The following is a 16,202-nucleotide window of genomic DNA, read 5'->3' on the forward strand; positions in this document are numbered from 1 at the left end:
TTTCCTTCACTTCGGGTTTCTTCCAGGTTGTTGACTGAAAGTAGTATAATGTTATGTTCTCATATTTTTTATAGGTCAGATGCCTGATCTTACTTCGCGATGTTCTCATGCATACAGGATATTAGAGGGGGTACCAAACCGTTAAGTCAAAAGGTAAGCCAGACCAGGAATAATCCGGCACTACTCTTTATTAACCATAATAAATCTAAATCAAAACTCTATTGACTATAAGATTATCAAATTGAAAGTTAGGGTGAAGGTGTTTTTGTTAATGCCTGGAAAATTAACGTGAGGTGAATGTGTATGATCTACCATAAGCGTACGAGGCAAACAAGTGCCACAAGATTAATAAGGGTATCTATTCTTTTCCTGAAATAGCTTTTCCCTATACTAAGGTGTGTTTTGATACTTTCTTTGGAAACGCCCATGATCTTCCCGGCCTCTACATAGGATTTATCTTCCATATAAACGAGTTCCAGCGCTCTTCTGCATTGGCGGCCCAGGTTGGACAATAATGGCGTCATAATACGGGTGCGGGCCTCCTCATTCATTTGCTGGAGGACTTCAGGGAGTTCGTTTTCGTGACCGGCAACGAGGTACTGGCCGTATAGTTGTTCTTTCTTTGATTTGGACTCATGTGCAGAAAGTTCATGGAGACAGGCATTGTTCACCATCCTGTAAAGGTAAGGACGCAGATCTGTGATACGTGCCCAGATACCTTCATTGGTCAGCAGCACCAGGAAGCGCTCCTGCACGATGTCTTCTGCATCCTGAATGTTTCCCATTTTTGTATAGGCAAAGGCAAATAACGGCTTATAGTATTTGTCATACAAATTGTTGAAAGCGGCCGTATTACCTTTTTTCATTTCTGCTATGATGCATTTGTCGTCCATATGGTTTAAAATAGTACGTCTGGTTAATAAAGCAATATGCGTGCTGTACAGAGAAGTTGGTTGATACTATGATGCTGTTATTTAGACAAAGATGTATGCTTTTATAGTCTCATTAAGTTGCAATTTTTCAAAAAAAACTAAAATTGAACGTTAAAAGCCCGTTAATGAAGACTAAAATAGGGATAAGCGGAAATATATTACACTTAAATTCACCCTGATATTTAGTAAATGGAATCTTATAAGCAGCATGGAGAATGAATTGTACATACGGGAATTAATCATAAAGGAACACTTTGGGCTTATTTCCGAAGAGGAACAGCTGGAATTGGACGGCATATTGGCCACCAGTGAGGAAGCAAGGAAGATCCGCGAAGAAGTTCAGCAGGTTCCGTCAGATGAGGCACGTGAATATCTCGAAAACGTGGACCTCGAGGCCGGCCTGGATAATGTTTATGAACGATATCATACCCAAAGGGCAAGGCGGCGCAACCGCATCCGCTGGGTTTCTGCCGCTGCATTACTGGCAGCAGTGGCCGTGGGTGCCTATATATGGATGCCCGGCAAAAAAGCCGCACTGCAGCCGCAGCAAATAGCCCAGGCAACAGAAGGCTCTGCCACATTACAGCTGGCAAACGGACAGGTGATCACCATGAGCGATTCCGGCCAGCAGAACATCAACCTGCAGAATACCAATGTTCAGAATAATAACCGTGTGCTGAAATTTGACGCAAAGGACAATGAAGGCGCCACCGGTTGGAACACCCTTACGGTCCCTCCTACGCTGGATTACCAGGTAGTACTGTCAGATGGTACGCAGGTATGGCTGAACAGTACTTCCAAGATCCGTTTTCCCTTTAAATTCCCCGGTGATCAAAGAGAGGTGTTCATAGAAGGGGAAGCCTACTTCACCGTGAAACAGGATGCTGCCCGCCCTTTTATTGTACATGCAGGGCAGGCAGATATACAGGTGCTGGGTACTTCCTTCAACGTGAATGCCTACAGGGCCACACAAGTGATCACTTCACTGGTACAGGGTAAAGTAGCCGTTCAGTCAGGCAGCGGCAAACTGCTCCTGGCCCCCGGTAAAGAAGTGGTGGTAGCCACCGGCGAACCATTGGTAATGCGTGATTTTGACCAGCAAACCACCCTTGCATGGCGCCAGGGCGAACATTATTTCAGGGATGCCTCTATCCGCGAAATAGGAGAAATGATGAGCCGCTGGTATGATGTGGACCTGGTGATAGATAATCCGGAAGCAGGTAATATGCGGCTGCGTGGTAAGCTATACAGGCACCGTCCCCTGCAAAGCTTCCTGGACCAGTTGAACAGTCTCGGACTTGTGCAGTTCTACTGGAAGAACAACGTTTTACATTGTAAATGATCTTCGCAAAAAAAAGCCCCCCGGTTGTATCGGGGGGCTTTAATATTTTATACAATATCCTTATGCCGTAGCGGCTACTGGTTTCATACCCAGCATACGCATAAACCTGAAATGCGATTTCACTGCACTCATCATAGTTGGCATAGAATTATACTGCAAACCAAATTCTTTACACTTTGATTCAACGATCTTACTTAGTGCAGGATAATGCACATGGCTGATCCTGGGGAACAAGTGATGTTCTACCTGGTAATTAAGACCGCCTACAAACCATGATACCACTTTATCTTCCGGTGCAAAATTCGCAGTGGTCTTGATCTGATGAATAGCCCATTCGTTTTCTATCACCATATCATCTTCTCCAACTACTTCAAATGAGGTTTCCTCTACCACGTGCGCCAGCTGGAATACAATGGCCAACGTAAAGCCCATTACAAGGTGCATGGAAATAAATCCGATCAGCCAGGACTGTACACCCACCACCCAGATAGGCAATGCAATGTAGAATGCCACGTACAGCACTTTACTGCCCCAGAATACAAGATGATCTGCCATCTTCATGTTCTGCAAAGGCGTTTTATATACTTTGCGGCTCAGGTATTTTACAAAATCCATGATAAATACCCAGGCAAAAGAAGAGATGCCATAAACCAGCACTACATAAATATGCTGGATCCTGTGCATAGGCACCCATGTTTGGGTACTGCACTGGCGCATGATCGGGCTTTTTGCGATATCGTCATCTATGCCATCCACATTTGTATAGGTGTGATGGATAATGTTATGTTTCTGCTTCCAGATAAAAGCGTTACCGCCCAGCGCATTTAAAGTAAGGCCCAGCGTATCGTTTACCCAGCCTTTGGTAGAATAACTTCCATGGCAGGCATCGTGCATTACGTTAAATCCGATGCAGGCTAATACAAAGCCCAGTAAAGCGCTCAGTGCTATCCCGGCTACCGCATGGAAAGGAAATACCAGCAGGCTGACATACAGCAGAACTGCCGCAGGTACCAACACAATCGTTTTAAGATAGAGCTGGAAATTACCTGTTTTCCTCAGATTATTAGTTTGGAAATACTCTTCCACAGACGCTTTTAGCGAAGGAAAAAAAAGCGCGTTCTTGTTGTTGAATGATACTTTGGCCATAGTTGTAACAGGAGGTAGGTAAGATCAAATGACGAGTGAGTCTCGTCATCCGTAAATTAAATTCACCCTTTCCTTGTAAAACTAGCGAAAATATCGGCAAATACGCAATATGTAGCTGATTGAAAACCTATATATATTGTTAAATATTCGTTCCTCCGTCTATCACAAATCCGGCGCCGGTTACATAACCACTCTCAGGACCAGCGAGATACGATACCAGGCCTGCAATATCATCAGCAGTACCGAACGCTGAAAGAGCCATCAGAGAGCGTTGAAAATCAGCGTGTGGGCCATTGGCCGGATTCATATCTGTATCGATCGGTCCGGGATGAACGGCATTCACCGTAATACCTTTTTTACCCAGGTCGCGCGCCATACCTTTTGTTAAGCCAATCAAGGCACTTTTGCTCATCGCGTATAAGGTACCGCCGGGGGTAGGCATCCTTTCAGCCTGGCAGCTGCCGATATTGATGATCCTCCCTCCTTTTTTCAGGTAAGGCAGGGCAGCATGAGATCCGGCAAATACGGCACGGATGTTCACGGCCGTGATCAGGTCAAAATCTTCGATCGTCATTTCAGATACGTCTTTGTAAGCTGCAATTCCTGCATTGTTCACCAGGATATCCAAACCACCCAATTCCCTGGCAGTTTGGTCTACGGCTTTTTTCACTGCCAGGGGATCAGCACTGTCTGCCTGGATGGCGATACTTTTCACACCCAGTTGCTCAATTTCTTTCACAAGGGCCGTTGCTTTTTCCGCAGATGCCTGGTAGGTAATGGCTACATTTGCTCCTTCACGGGCTAGTCTTTTTGCTATTGCCGCTCCAATACCGCGGCTTCCTCCTGTTACCAGGGCTGTTTTGTTTGCTAAATTTTTCATATCCCAAAAGTAGAATGGAATGATTAAATTTGCAGGTACAGCTAAAATTGTTAAGTACTAACAAAAAAGTAAGTATGCGGAAGGAAGAGTCTACCAATGCCCAGAACGAGGCTGCACTGATCAGGAATTGTGGAATGGCTTATGCCCTTTCCGTGATCGGCGGCCGCTGGAAACCTAATATCCTGTATTGCCTGTTGAAAGGCAAAATGCGGTATAATGAATTGCGCAAAGCGATTGATGGCGTTTCTGAACGGATGTTGGTAGCACAGTTGCGGGAGCTGGAGGAATTTGGGCTGGTGAAAAGGATCATTTATCCAGAAGTTCCGCCGAAGGTGGAATACGAGTTAACCGAGCTGGGGTATTCTACGGAACCTATGTTAAACATGATGTCCGACTGGGGCAATAAGAACCGGGAAGTATCGCTTTTATAGCTTCCTGAAATATTTTTGGATTTATAAAGAATTCTCTTACCTTTGCCATCCCAAAAACGGCAAATGCCGCGTTGGTCAAGCGGTTAAGACGCCTCCCTTTCACGGAGGAATGACGGGTTCGATTCCCGTACGCGGTACCAAAAGTTAAAGAGGCTCCTTACGGGCCTCTTTTCATTTCTCAGCCTGACCTAAGCCGTCCTATACCTTATAGTAAACTCTATTGTAATTACTAATCATCTGCCTTAAAGACGAAATGTTCTCAGCCAGGTAATCTTCAATAGGATAATACATTGCATTACTTAGCCTTATTTCATCATCTTCCAGCTCAATAAACTGCTGAGGGCTTTCTATACCATTAATTATTTGGGAATAAAGAACGCCATAATGCAATCCCATCCTAAAGGCAGTTATCTCATTATCCGGCATAAAATTAAAAGAAAGTACTTCTTTGAAAATTTCGTTATCATTCATTGGAGTAAACATCTTAAACTCTGGCGATGTGCCCAGCGAATATATTTCTCCTATATAAATCTCCGTTTTGTCACTATCAATATAATCTATAAAAATGTGAAAAAGAGGAAGGTAATTCTTAGTTCCATTGGTTAAAGCAAAGTAAAAAGCGGATACAATTGAATCCGGATTGTAGATATCAACTATCAATCTGAATTTTTCCTTCTTCTGCTGTAACTTTGACAAAATATAATCGATTATTTCAGCCCAAAACGGGGTTGGGCTCAAACAATATTGGCATTCCGATTTAATCTCATTAAATCGTTCTTTTTGACTTGATTCGCAAAATCCAGTAAACTTATTTGAACTACGACCATCATGCCCCTTTAACTCTTTAAGCAACAGTTCCTCACTGTATCTAGGATCAATACTAAATGTCCCATATCGTTTTATCGATGAAATCTTCCAAACTCCACCAGTCACCGTTGCCTCAAACTTCTCACCATATCCAGCCTCTATACTATCACAATACTTCTCCATTTCGAGTGCTGCCATGAAAACATCATTGAGATAATCCTGATACTCCTCTTCGCTGTCAAACTCTTCTTCTTTCATATCCGAATGCCGCTTTCCTCTCAACCTTTCAATGCAAAGTAAAGATTCATCCTTTTCTTGTATCTGAAATGCAACATTCATGGCATATGGATATGTAATTGGTCGGTGCGCCTCAGTAGCATTTAAGATTACAACCACATAATTATAAACATGCGCCACATTAAGCTTCTGTTCCAATACCTGTCGGGCATGCTCCATTTTCCTTTCCGAGGTGAACAGATATATAATCTGTTGTTCCATGAATTTCCTCGAAAGGGACATCTCCTCAATTGGCACAACCTCTTCTACCGATTTAGGGACCTTGGTTTGATCGTCGAGAAAGATCTTAAGTCCCTTAATGGCAAAAGGTGACTTAAAAACGGTTAATGAGAATGCTCTTATGATTTCCCTCCAATGAGTTGAAATTACGATCATCCTGATCTCACTGTAGCGGGCCCTATATTTAGTTCTTATTAACTCAGCATATTTAAATACTTCGGTGAACGTTTGTCTTGCGGCAGAATCAGATCTTTTAATCTCAATAATTACAAAATTGTTATAGATATCCTTGCATAGAATATCTATAAACCCACTTGTTCCAATATCATCGGGTAAATGATGCTCTTTCTCAATTACCTCCAGCCCTTTCTCGATAAATTCGGGATTAAGAACAAGCCAATCTCGTATCAAATGCTCCACCTGCATATTTTTTTCCTAATAAGATACTAATTATTTTTTACACTTGTTGTTGACGGAATTACAGGGACATCCTGACGGTATTAGTATTAAAAAATCAGGGTGAAAGGGAATTGAGAGACCTTTCTATCTAGGAAAAGCTCATTCACTCCGTTCTGTTGTTCTATACCAGCCGTTGCTTATAGTGTTCGTGCAAAATTTTTGGATTAAGATTGAAATTTCTTATATATCCATACTCTTATCATATTATCAGCTCGGCTTTTACCTAAAGCCACTAAATCTAGTATAAATTGGTTAGATAATTCTCCCGTACGCGGTACCAGGTAAAAAGAAAAAGGTTACTCATAAGTAACCTTTTTCTTTTTACATAAGCGTTCCTAAACTCAAAAAGACCAATCTCCAAAATCTACTATCGTCCTTCCCCCGCTGACAGCATTGAGAATATATTTTTTTAAATGGGATATTTAAAGAACAAAAACTTATTTTCATAAGCACTATCACCTCAGATCAAATGATGGAACTAACGCCTTATATCATTGAAACACTACAATTCCTTTTTTGGGGATACGGCCTATCCACACTCATTTTCGGAATATTCGCAAAAATCTCACACCAGCCCAAAGACAAAACAATGCAATATTTCACTTCAGCAAATATTATAGCCTCTTGTGCGGGCATATTGTTGGCTATAACGCTGTTTTTAGAGTTGATACAGGGATACGATACAATTTCCGATACAGATCATACATTCTTCACTTACCGTCAAAGGCCCTTTATCCTCGCTATTTTACTTACAATTGCCACATCTATGCTTACCTTATCAAAAAAATTAAGGCAAAACTGGTTCGTTAGCCTGTTCATTGCACTGGTCTTAAATATATGCGTGATGATGGAAAATATATTTATTATCTGGACAAGTATCTTCCGGGACTACCTGCCATCAAGTTGGGGCTATTATCAGGATTTTAGGATAAGCTCCTGGCTCACCGCACTGCTTTGTGGAGTTATATATTTCACTATCGTTGTGGCATTCATGAGACTGCAAAAGACACGATCAAAAAGTCATTAATAGTTATTATTTCCAACCGGGTTACCTTACGAAAGTCGTAAAAATCCAGCAAATCAGATACAGAGCGGTTAGATAATCCTCCCGTACGCGGTACAGATCGGGATTTCTTCCCAAAGCGTCAACGGCGAAGGACGGTTCTACTGAAGATGAATGTCCTGAATCGGACATTATCCATAAGCGTTTTAACAATTAATGATTTACTCTTCTATCAGAACCTGGGCGTTGCCAAACCTCAATAGCATAATAGATTGTATCCAAACCTGCTTCATCTTTTTTTCGGAAAACTTCTTTAAAGCCAACTTTCGCCAGGATCCTTTCGGATGCCAGATTTTTCGGATTAATAGAAGCATAGATTCTTTCCATTTTTAAGGTTGTAAAACCATATTTAACCATTGCGTATGCCATTTCTGTTGCCAAACCCTTACCCCAAAAATCTTTGTTGAGGGCATAAATCAGTTCGTTATCGCTGATATACTTAGAATAGATCAAACCACAATAGCCAATAAACTGATGATTGGGTTTATCGCATACAGCATACATTCCGAAACCTTTTGTTTTATAATTGTTAAGGGTAACCTCTATCCATTTTTGAGTCAGTTCTTTTGAAAGTATGCCATCACCTGTAAACTGCATCAGTTCTTCATTACCACAAATGGCATATAAATCCTCCAGATCGTTCTGCCTTATCTGCCTGATAAGTAGTCTATCAGTTTCTATAACTGTCATTGTTGTATTTACTATTTATCATTGTCCGGATGCTATAGCAGTACATTATGATTTAATGAAGCCGTAGTACCGGCCGTTACGTCCACCGTTACACCGGTGATCATTTTAGCCATGTTGCTGGCCAGAAATACGGCCACATTGGCAATATCGTTCATCATGGGCAATTCTTTAAGCATTGTGTCTTCTGCCCATTGCTTAAGAAACTTGTTGCCATTTTCGGGATCAGTTTCTACAACCTCTTTAAATACCCTTGAATCCGGGGAGCCGGCCGACCACATGTTTACTACACGTACTTTATAAAAAATCATGTGCTCCTTTGTTTATCCAGCTGATACTGTAGCACTGCGATTCCGCATTCAAATGCGGTGGCTTTGCTTAGCTTCAGGTATTGATTTCTTTTGATGGTATTAAAAACCGGTAAGCCTGCGCCGACGATCGCGGGGTTAATGATCAGGTTAAATTCGTCGATCAGTTCTGCCTCTATCAAAGAAGAAATAAATGTAGCACCGCCATAACAGATGATATCCTTCCCCTTTTCTTCTTTTAGTCGTTTGATGTAATCAACATAATTCCCTTTGGCTATTTCAGTATTCTTCCAGATCGATCTTTTGAGCTTCCTGCTGAACACTACCTTCTTCATGTCGGTAGTCGGTTTGGCAAAAGCATACCGCGGATCTTTGGGGTTTTGGGCAACTTCCTCCCAAAAATCATGAAACCCTCCAGCCATGTTCCGGCTTAGCAAAATACAATCTGAGGAAGTAGTCTGCTCAATATGGTATTGCTGTAATCCTTTATCCCATGCCCATACTTCGGGCGTATAGGGCCAGATCATCCAGCTCATGCTACCATTCTTATCAGCTATGAAACCATCAACAGAAATTTGTACTTCTAATTTTAATTTTCTCATTTTATCTATTTTAAAAGATCAGCTTTCTTTTTCTTTAAATGTATTTGAGCCACCAATTATCATGTGTCGCTTTATACCTGCCAAACCAGTGGCAAGGTTTGTATAATGCCATAACAAGAACGATCCAGATTATATAGACCAGCCAAAGTTCAAAGCCACTCCTGGTGTTTTTTGGACGGCCGAAACTGCCAGAGGCGAAGCTTAGATCCGCCCATCCAAATCCCTGCAAAAACAAGATGCCCATCAACACAATATGGATAATATAAAAATGGATCAGAAAGTAGAACAGGGGCACTTTGCCATATACTGAAACAGCATTAAGGATTTTATTCTTTTTCTTCTCAACCAGCGCAAACAACAGAAACATAATGCCCAATGTGATCAGGCAGAATAACAGCGAGGGCGGGTATTTTGATATATTGATAAAGGAAAGAAAGGTGAAGAGATGATTCTTTTGGATAGACCATGGTAAGCCATCTCCGTAAAAATTAGCCAACCGCAAACAGGTAAATAATAATAAACTGCCTAAGCCTATTTTAAGAAAGAGCCTTTTTCTCTCATCGGCATTCAGAGCAATAAATAGCTTACCCATGGCAAATCCAAACAACATCAGGCCAAGCCATGGTAAGGGCGGATATACCGACATGAGAACATAGCCGGCTGGCAAAGGAACAACTGTAACGTTGAACAGGGGGGATATGATGTTTTTTAGCAAGGAACCTTCTTCGAAGCGAATTAAAGGAAATACATCATGAGCAAATATGATCAGTAACCCTATAAGACCAATTGTTGCCTTTCTTAGCCCCAGCATAAGACCCAGAACAATAAACCCAATACCGATGGCTCCCAGTACTTCAAACAACAAGGTGTGAAATCCGGCGTCAAAATACAGCCCGAAATTGAACACCGTAAATTCGAGTAGGATGAGCCAAAGGCCCCTTTTGATTAGAAACTTTCTATTTTTGGCAATGTTGTTCTGCCTGGTGAAAGACAGGCAGGTGGATACGCCCGACAAAAACACAAATACAGGCGCGCACAGGTAGGTTATCCATCTGGTGAAAAATAACAAGGGAGTAGTAGTAGCCAGGTTTGTAGGACTTTGGGTCAGTGCATCTACATGGATCAGATCCCTCACATGATCCAATGCCATGATGATCATCACCACACCTCTGACATGATCAATGCTTTTTATCCGGTCCATCACCTTGTAGGTTTTTGTTTCTTCCTATTTCATTTGAAAGGGCAATGGTGATAGCAATACCACAGAAAGCTAAGCATTCCAATGAGCCGATGATGTTTTCGCCATCCCTCCAGGCGGGGAATTTGACGGCAAGCGGAATGTGTAAGGATAACAACCACGTTAACAGCATAGATGCCAAAAGAAGTCCGATATACTTTGTCTGGTATTTGAAGAAAATTGACAGGCCGGCACCAACCAGGGCAAGACCGGTAAAATATGCCCAGAATACCGGAAAGGGTATCCATGCTGGCACAAGTTGCCCAACAAGAACCGGATTCAAAAGATGCCCGATACCAAAATTAACAAGCATAATAGCGAACAGGTATTTTCCTGCGACTGCAATCCTGGTACTTTTTTTAAATGGTTTAAAAACAGCTTCATCTGGAAAGGCCAATGAAATTACAAATGCGCCTCCTGAAAGAGCCAGAAGTTTTACTGCATCAATCCAATACCCATGAATTTCAGGATGGTACCTTAAGCGATTGGGTAAATGTCCAAATATCAAAAAAAGCAACAAAATATAGCCAAGAGCAACAGATATCGGTTGCACAAATTTCCCAAAAGAGATGAGTAAGCCACTTGCAACCAAATATCCGCCAAATACAAGAATCAACACAGCTATATTTTGGGTATCGGCAGGTGGAAGAGGTATGATAATGGGCCTGAAACCTGGATACAAGAAATGCATAAAACCAATACCGGCTATTCCCAGGCCGTAAAATACCCTTCCGCAGTTTTTTAGATTCTTCATTGATTCTTTCTAATTATCTATATCAATACTTAGCAAAAGCATCCAGGTTCTTATATATGAACTCCGCGAAATTTGTAGGACGTACGCCGAATAATTTGTGTGTACCCAGCTTGACGTGGCTGTCAATGCACTTGCTTCTCTCTTTGGCAAGCTGCGTCAGGATCTTTAGCCTTTCCCCGGGTACTTTGCCCTTCATGTTATCCACATAATCATTCAATGCAACCGGCCTGTAGGTTATGTGCCTACCGGTTGCCCTCGAAATGATGACGGAAGCCTCATTCATATCCATGGCATCAGGGCCGGTCATTTCATAGATCTTACGACTGTGCCCTTCAGTGGTAAGTAACTGCACACATACCTTTGCCACATCCTCAATATCAACCGGGCTGAGTTTTGCATTGCCGTTAGGCAATATCAGCGCATTTTTATCGATATTTACGCCAGTTGGTGAAGCAGGCAGGTACATCTGCATAAACTGAGATGGCCGGAGGAGTGTCCAGGCTAAACCTGAATCTACCAGGTAATCCTCGATATTTTCATGGTCTTTGGTCCCTTTAAAGTTTTGTGCATTGAACCCTATGCCGGATTCAGCTCCGGAATATTTGATGATATGTGGAACACCCACCTGCCTGGCCGTGTCAATAAAAGCCTGCTGGGTTTCTACCATTTTGTCAAGAGCAGAACTGATCAGCAAAGTTTTGTCTATTCCCTTCAAGGCATCCCGATAGGTTTCGGGAAACAATAAATCTCCAATATGTACTTCCACATTTGCATACTTCGATAGTTCTCCTGCCTTCGCCTTGCTCCTAACCAGGGCTCTAACAGGAATATTTTGCCTGGAGAGTTCTTTGATGATTATTGAACCACTTAAGCCTGAAGCTCCGGTAACCAATATTTTTGACATTTTACTGCTCTTTTAAGTTAATGGGGAAGTTTTATGCCGTTAATCAAAGTCCTAGTTTTGGTTTAATCCAGGCAACATATCTGGCAATTGCATCATTTGCTTCAGGCGCCCTCCCAACTGCCATGTGCCAGGTATGTTGCATACGCGGAAAGATGTCAATCGAAGCATCTACACCCGCTTTTTTTGCAAGTTCAATGAGTTTGATATTATCATCCAATAGCAATTCATCTCCACCCACCTGGATGTAAATTGGCGGAAGACCTGAAAGATCTGCATAAAGAGGATTGGCATAAATATCTTTCGGATCCCCTTTTTCTCCCAGAAACATTTGCGTGATTTGAATAACCCATTCTTTGGTAAAAAGTAAATCTTTACCCAGGTTACTGATCATGGATGCGCCACTTACTTCCATATCAAAATATGCGCAAAACGGCATTGATGCCGCAGGCAGGGTAATTCCTCTATCCCTGGCCAGGAGCATTGTGGTGATGGCCAAATTACCTCCCGCAGAATCGCCGGTAAATGCAATATCCTTGGGGTTTATTCCTCCTTCATTGATGAGCCATTCGTACGCACTCAGGGCATCATTTACCTGTGCAGGATGCGAAAATTCCGGAGAGCGCCGGTAATTTAATATCAATGCCCGGCAACCTATATTTTTAGCAAAATGCGCAAACAGTTTTCTGTGCGTGTACATTGATCCGCTGAAAAAACCACCTCCATGAAAACAAAGCAACACTTTTTCCGTGTTCGCCTTTTTAGGTATCGCCCACATAGCAGGCACACCTCCCGCAATTGTTTCAACATAGTCTACTTCTCCTGGCTCAGCTGTAAGTGCCTGCCAGCTCTCATTGAATTCCCTGGCATCATCCAACGATTGGTGCTCTTTTGAAGCCTCCTGAACTTTAAGCCACCAGTTGCCAACGGCTTTAACTTTTTTACTTGGTTCTATTGTTTCCTGTACCATAGTGTTACTTTAATTTTGAGTGTAGAAGAACTGTTCATATACAATTTTCCCTTTTTGGACTTCGTAAATACATATTTCTGATAGTATCACGGTATATCCTTTTCCTGTCATTTCACCATCCATTGTGAGAGAAAATGAAAAATGGTTATTCATGATGAGCGGCTCAGAAACCTTTATTTCATGTACTTTTTCGATAAGCTCATCAAATCTTTTTGCCTTATCCCTGATTGCCTGCAAACCAATGGTCTCAATTTCTGCAATTGGTGATTTGAAGGACTCGATGCTCCTTGCATCCTCACTGAATAGTTGATCATAAGCACCTTGCCAGTCGCTCTTTTTACAAAATGAGATAAGCTTGTATGCGATTTCCTGTGTTATCGTCTCTTTCATTTTCCTGAATTTGTTTATAGCTTTCTTATCCGATGTAATAACCCATTTGCTCTATGTCTGCCACAATTGGCTCCTGATCTGCAATCCTTTCGAGATTGTCCAAAAACTGTGTAAAGACTGGCAGATTAGTTACCTGATCGCAGATCAATTCGCTGGAGAAATAACAGATATGGGTATAGTTTCTCTTACCCGTTTTATATACCATATGGCTAATCCCTTCAGTTAAACTGTTCCTAAAGTGTCCGATCAGGTTTTTGATCATTGCTTCATTATCTGCTGATTTATCGTCTCTTACAGAATAGTTGATCAACAAATGGATGGAACTGGCTTTCATGATCATTAAATTATGTTATGGGGGAAATGCTGGAAAAATTTCCAATCTCTTCAATATCATTTGTGATGGGTTTCTCAACCTGCCTTTCAGAATGATCTTTGCGAAAGGCCTTAAAAGCTTCCAATGCCCTAAATTCATTGTTCGCTTCTTCGGTTTCGAATTGGGCAATATGGATAAATACGTTTTCACCCATTCGATAGACAGAGTATTTTACGCCCTTGGACCTTGAAGATTTAAGGGCTAAAAACACATCTTTTATTAATGCAATGTTTTCCCCTATTTTTTCGGGTTTAACGATATAATTTACGAGCACCTGCTTCATCATCTTGTCGTTTTTGCGTATTAATTGAAAATTATACTACAAAGTAATTTATTGTAATTCTAAAACAGGGGGTGTAAATCGCACATTATTAGGGGTTGTTTGTGCCACATGAAAGGCCTTATATTTGCCTTATGAAAAAATTATGTTTCCTAATCCCTGATGGAACCTTAAAGCCAACTACGCTTTTTGGTGTGATAGAAGTTTTCGAAAAGGCAAACATATATGCCACTGAAAACGGCAAAGAGCCTTTCTATGAAATTATTCTTGCAGGTGTACAGGCTAAACAAATTTTTCATAATAGCATGCTATCCATTATAACGGATAGTATACAAAGCATAAAAGCACCAGACCTCATCTTCATTCCTCCAATTGAAGAGATAGCAGCCAAACCGGTTGGAGAAACGCAGGTATTGCTTGAATGGATGGTAGACCAATATCATTCAGGAACTGAAATTGCCAGCTTGTGTACCGGGGCGTTTTTACTGGCTTATACGGGGCTGTTGAAAGATAAAGACTGTGCTACGCATTGGCGGGCAGAATCATTGTTTATTAAAATGTTCCCCGATACCAAACTACTCGTGGATAAGATCATGACGGATAAAAAGGGGATTTATACGGCTGGGGGCGCCTCGTCTTCGCTGAACCTTGCCTTATATATTGTAGAGAAACACCACGGAAGGGATACTGCGTTGTTTTGTGCCAAGTTGCTGGAGATCGATATTGAAAGGAATTCCCAATCGCAGTTTATACTCTTTGAAGGACAGAAAAATCATGCGGATGATGGGATCAGGGAAATTCAGGAATTTATTGAAAAAAATGTTGAAGAGAAGCTTTCCGTAGACTTTCTTGCCGAAAAGTTTTCCATCAGCAGAAGAAGCCTTGTCAGGCGGTTCAAGAAAGCCACCAATAACCCGCCAATTGAATACATTCAGCGCGTTAAAATAGAGGTGGCAAAACGTTGCCTGGAATCTGGTAAAAAAACGATCAACGAAATTATGTATGCTGTTGGTTATAATGATGTAAAGGCTTTCCGGGAGGTTTTTAAGAAAATCGCTGGGCTTACCCCAATTGAGTATAGGGCTAAGTATAGTAGTTACGAGATGGAGGATAACATGTAGACATACGATTTAGACCTAATTGAACAATTTCCCGGTATCGGAAATAAAGGGAACATTACAGTTAAATGTATTGTTCCCTTTTTCTTTTCCAATCAACCACCTGCTACTTCCTGCTTCTGATCAGCAGGGAAACAAGCGCTGAGAAAACCGCACCGGTGACCAACCCGCCAATAATGCTTTGCACAATAAAAGCCCCGATGTTCAGCCGCGATGCTGCTTCCTGCGCTGACATTTGTTGTGTGGACACCGCATATTCCTGCATATTTTCAAAATACTCCGGGGAAATAAGCCCTTGTGTGAGGAGTTGGTTTACCGGGCTGAGTATAACGATGAACAAGGTGAGCAACATGCCGCTTTTAAAAGCCTGCATGAAAGTGATCTTTCCCTGGAAAACTTTCCGTTTCTTTTCGCGTAAAGCGAGTAGGTAGATCAATAATGAAGGTAAAAGGATAAATGTTGATACCAGCTGCTGGTACTGAATATGCCGCCCATGCAGCCCGCATAGATGCTCCATCAACATCCACACCAGGTACATCAGGAAGAAAATTCCTGCCCATTTGAGTTCGGTTTGATAGTTTTTCATGTTTTATGATTTGTCCATGAGTTTAATCCATTCTTTAATGATGGCCTGAAGGCCTTTACTTTTAGCCTTTACGTCGGCCATGTTTTTGAATTTGGCATAGGCTTTACCTTTGGGAGCTGGCTCCAGTACTGCACCCGGAGTTAAGCCTTCTGCCTGGTGGAAGACCAGTGTTGCTGCATCTTTCACGCGCGGGCTGAAAGTGGCAATGTCTCCCTTGTAATAGAAGCTGGGGCCTCCCCATTTTACATCTTCTGTAATTCCAGGATGTACTTTCATAATTGTATCCCGGAGTACTGCCAGCTCTTCTCTTAACGGATGGTCCAGTTTTGACAGGAACTCATCTACTTTTTTTGAACTCATATTTTATAGTATTTGTAAATGCTAAATTCACAAACCCGGCCCGGGAAAACATTTACATAT

20 protein-coding genes and 1 tRNA gene are annotated in these 16,202 nt (G+C 41.8%); 5 read left to right on the forward strand and 16 right to left on the reverse strand.

Annotated elements, in window-relative coordinates; all coding sequences use genetic code 11:
• Positions 1 to 308: 308 nt before the first annotated feature.
• Positions 309 to 893, reverse strand: coding sequence for an RNA polymerase sigma factor (locus BUR42_RS17410; protein ID WP_074240726.1), 585 nt, complete (start codon positions 891 to 893; stop codon positions 309 to 311).
• A 247-nt stretch (positions 894 to 1,140) separates the two neighbouring features.
• On the opposite strand from BUR42_RS17410, the gene BUR42_RS17415 reads away from it, so the two are divergent.
• Positions 1,141 to 2,274 (forward strand): FecR family protein, encoded by a 1,134-nt coding sequence (locus BUR42_RS17415; RefSeq protein ID WP_074240727.1) that lies wholly within the window; start codon positions 1,141 to 1,143, stop codon positions 2,272 to 2,274.
• A gap of 60 nt (positions 2,275 to 2,334) precedes the next feature.
• Here BUR42_RS17415 and BUR42_RS17420 read toward each other — a convergent pair whose 3' ends face one another.
• Both BUR42_RS17420 and BUR42_RS17425 read right to left on the reverse strand, forming a co-directional pair.
• On the reverse strand, positions 2,335 to 3,420 hold the full coding sequence (locus BUR42_RS17420) for a fatty acid desaturase family protein (protein WP_074240728.1): 1,086 nt from the start codon (positions 3,418 to 3,420) through the stop codon (positions 2,335 to 2,337).
• 139 nt (positions 3,421 to 3,559) lie between these two features.
• Positions 3,560 to 4,300 carry an SDR family NAD(P)-dependent oxidoreductase gene (locus BUR42_RS17425; protein WP_074240729.1) on the reverse strand — a complete coding sequence of 247 codons (741 nt, stop codon included), beginning with the start codon at positions 4,298 to 4,300 and terminating at the stop codon, positions 3,560 to 3,562.
• Positions 4,301 to 4,374: 74 nt separating this feature from the next.
• Here BUR42_RS17425 and BUR42_RS17430 point away from each other — a divergent pair, with 74 nt between their 5' ends.
• Together BUR42_RS17430 and BUR42_RS17435 are read left to right on the forward strand one after the other, a co-directional pair.
• A complete protein-coding gene (locus tag BUR42_RS17430; protein WP_074240730.1) occupies positions 4,375 to 4,731 on the forward strand; it encodes a winged helix-turn-helix transcriptional regulator in 357 nt (118 codons plus the stop codon).
• 65 nt (positions 4,732 to 4,796) lie between these two features.
• A tRNA-Glu gene (locus BUR42_RS17435) sits at positions 4,797 to 4,871 on the forward strand.
• 58 nt (positions 4,872 to 4,929) lie between these two features.
• Here the strand turns inward: BUR42_RS17435 and BUR42_RS17440 are convergent.
• Positions 4,930 to 6,480: an endonuclease NucS domain-containing protein gene (locus BUR42_RS17440; protein ID WP_074240731.1), complete on the reverse strand. Its 1,551-nt coding sequence runs from the start codon at positions 6,478 to 6,480 to the stop codon at positions 4,930 to 4,932.
• Between the two features lie 502 nt (positions 6,481 to 6,982).
• On the opposite strand from BUR42_RS17440, the gene BUR42_RS17445 reads away from it, so the two are divergent.
• Positions 6,983 to 7,540, forward strand: coding sequence for a hypothetical protein (locus tag BUR42_RS17445; RefSeq protein ID WP_074240732.1), 558 nt, complete (start codon positions 6,983 to 6,985; stop codon positions 7,538 to 7,540).
• Between the two features lie 189 nt (positions 7,541 to 7,729).
• Here the strand turns inward: BUR42_RS17445 and BUR42_RS17450 are convergent, their stop codons facing one another.
• From BUR42_RS17450 to BUR42_RS17495, 10 genes are read right to left on the reverse strand one after another with little or no spacing between them, the layout of a single operon-like run.
• The gene (locus BUR42_RS17450; RefSeq protein WP_074240733.1) at positions 7,730 to 8,266 is read right to left on the reverse strand and encodes a GNAT family N-acetyltransferase; all 537 of its coding nucleotides are present in this window, start codon (positions 8,264 to 8,266) and stop codon (positions 7,730 to 7,732) included.
• 32 nt (positions 8,267 to 8,298) lie between these two features.
• Positions 8,299 to 8,574: an SDR family oxidoreductase gene (locus BUR42_RS17455; protein ID WP_084185669.1), complete on the reverse strand. Its 276-nt coding sequence runs from the start codon at positions 8,572 to 8,574 to the stop codon at positions 8,299 to 8,301.
• Positions 8,571 to 9,173 (reverse strand): dihydrofolate reductase family protein, encoded by a 603-nt coding sequence (locus tag BUR42_RS17460; protein ID WP_074240735.1) that lies wholly within the window; start codon positions 9,171 to 9,173, stop codon positions 8,571 to 8,573. Before BUR42_RS17460 ends, BUR42_RS17455 begins: the two co-directional genes overlap by 4 nt.
• 34 nt (positions 9,174 to 9,207) lie before the next feature.
• Positions 9,208 to 10,374, reverse strand: a complete 1,167-nt coding sequence (locus tag BUR42_RS17465) for an acetyltransferase domain-containing protein (protein WP_074240736.1) — start codon at positions 10,372 to 10,374, stop codon at positions 9,208 to 9,210.
• Positions 10,352 to 11,164, reverse strand: a complete 813-nt coding sequence (locus BUR42_RS17470; RefSeq protein ID WP_074240737.1) for a hypothetical protein — start codon at positions 11,162 to 11,164, stop codon at positions 10,352 to 10,354. Before BUR42_RS17470 ends, BUR42_RS17465 begins: the two co-directional genes overlap by 23 nt.
• A gap of 22 nt (positions 11,165 to 11,186) precedes the next feature.
• Entirely contained in the window at positions 11,187 to 12,068 is an 882-nt protein-coding gene (locus BUR42_RS17475; protein WP_074240738.1) for an NmrA family NAD(P)-binding protein, read from the reverse strand.
• Positions 12,069 to 12,111: 43 nt separating this feature from the next.
• Positions 12,112 to 13,035, reverse strand: a complete 924-nt coding sequence (locus BUR42_RS17480) for an alpha/beta hydrolase (RefSeq protein ID WP_074240739.1) — start codon at positions 13,033 to 13,035, stop codon at positions 12,112 to 12,114.
• Positions 13,036 to 13,044: 9 nt separating this feature from the next.
• On the reverse strand, positions 13,045 to 13,425 hold the full coding sequence (locus BUR42_RS17485; protein ID WP_074240740.1) for a SnoaL-like domain-containing protein: 381 nt from the start codon (positions 13,423 to 13,425) through the stop codon (positions 13,045 to 13,047).
• 25 nt (positions 13,426 to 13,450) lie between these two features.
• Positions 13,451 to 13,759 carry a hypothetical protein gene (locus BUR42_RS17490; protein ID WP_143197506.1) on the reverse strand — a complete coding sequence of 103 codons (309 nt, stop codon included), beginning with the start codon at positions 13,757 to 13,759 and terminating at the stop codon, positions 13,451 to 13,453.
• A gap of 10 nt (positions 13,760 to 13,769) precedes the next feature.
• Positions 13,770 to 14,084, reverse strand: a complete 315-nt coding sequence (locus BUR42_RS17495) for an antibiotic biosynthesis monooxygenase family protein (RefSeq protein WP_074240742.1) — start codon at positions 14,082 to 14,084, stop codon at positions 13,770 to 13,772.
• A gap of 128 nt (positions 14,085 to 14,212) precedes the next feature.
• Here BUR42_RS17495 and BUR42_RS17500 point away from each other — a divergent pair, with 128 nt between their 5' ends.
• Positions 14,213 to 15,199 carry a GlxA family transcriptional regulator gene (locus BUR42_RS17500; RefSeq protein ID WP_074240743.1) on the forward strand — a complete coding sequence of 329 codons (987 nt, stop codon included), beginning with the start codon at positions 14,213 to 14,215 and terminating at the stop codon, positions 15,197 to 15,199.
• A gap of 103 nt (positions 15,200 to 15,302) precedes the next feature.
• Here BUR42_RS17500 and BUR42_RS17505 read toward each other — a convergent pair whose 3' ends face one another.
• Together BUR42_RS17505 and BUR42_RS17510 are read right to left on the reverse strand one after the other, a co-directional pair.
• On the reverse strand, positions 15,303 to 15,782 hold the full coding sequence (locus BUR42_RS17505; protein WP_074240744.1) for a DUF4199 domain-containing protein: 480 nt from the start codon (positions 15,780 to 15,782) through the stop codon (positions 15,303 to 15,305).
• A 3-nt stretch (positions 15,783 to 15,785) separates the two neighbouring features.
• Positions 15,786 to 16,142, reverse strand: a complete 357-nt coding sequence (locus BUR42_RS17510; protein ID WP_074240745.1) for a DUF1801 domain-containing protein — start codon at positions 16,140 to 16,142, stop codon at positions 15,786 to 15,788.
• Positions 16,143 to 16,202: the final 60 nt, after the last annotated feature.

The organism is Chitinophaga niabensis (assembly GCF_900129465.1).
Lineage (GTDB): Bacteria > Bacteroidota > Bacteroidia > Chitinophagales > Chitinophagaceae > Chitinophaga > Chitinophaga niabensis.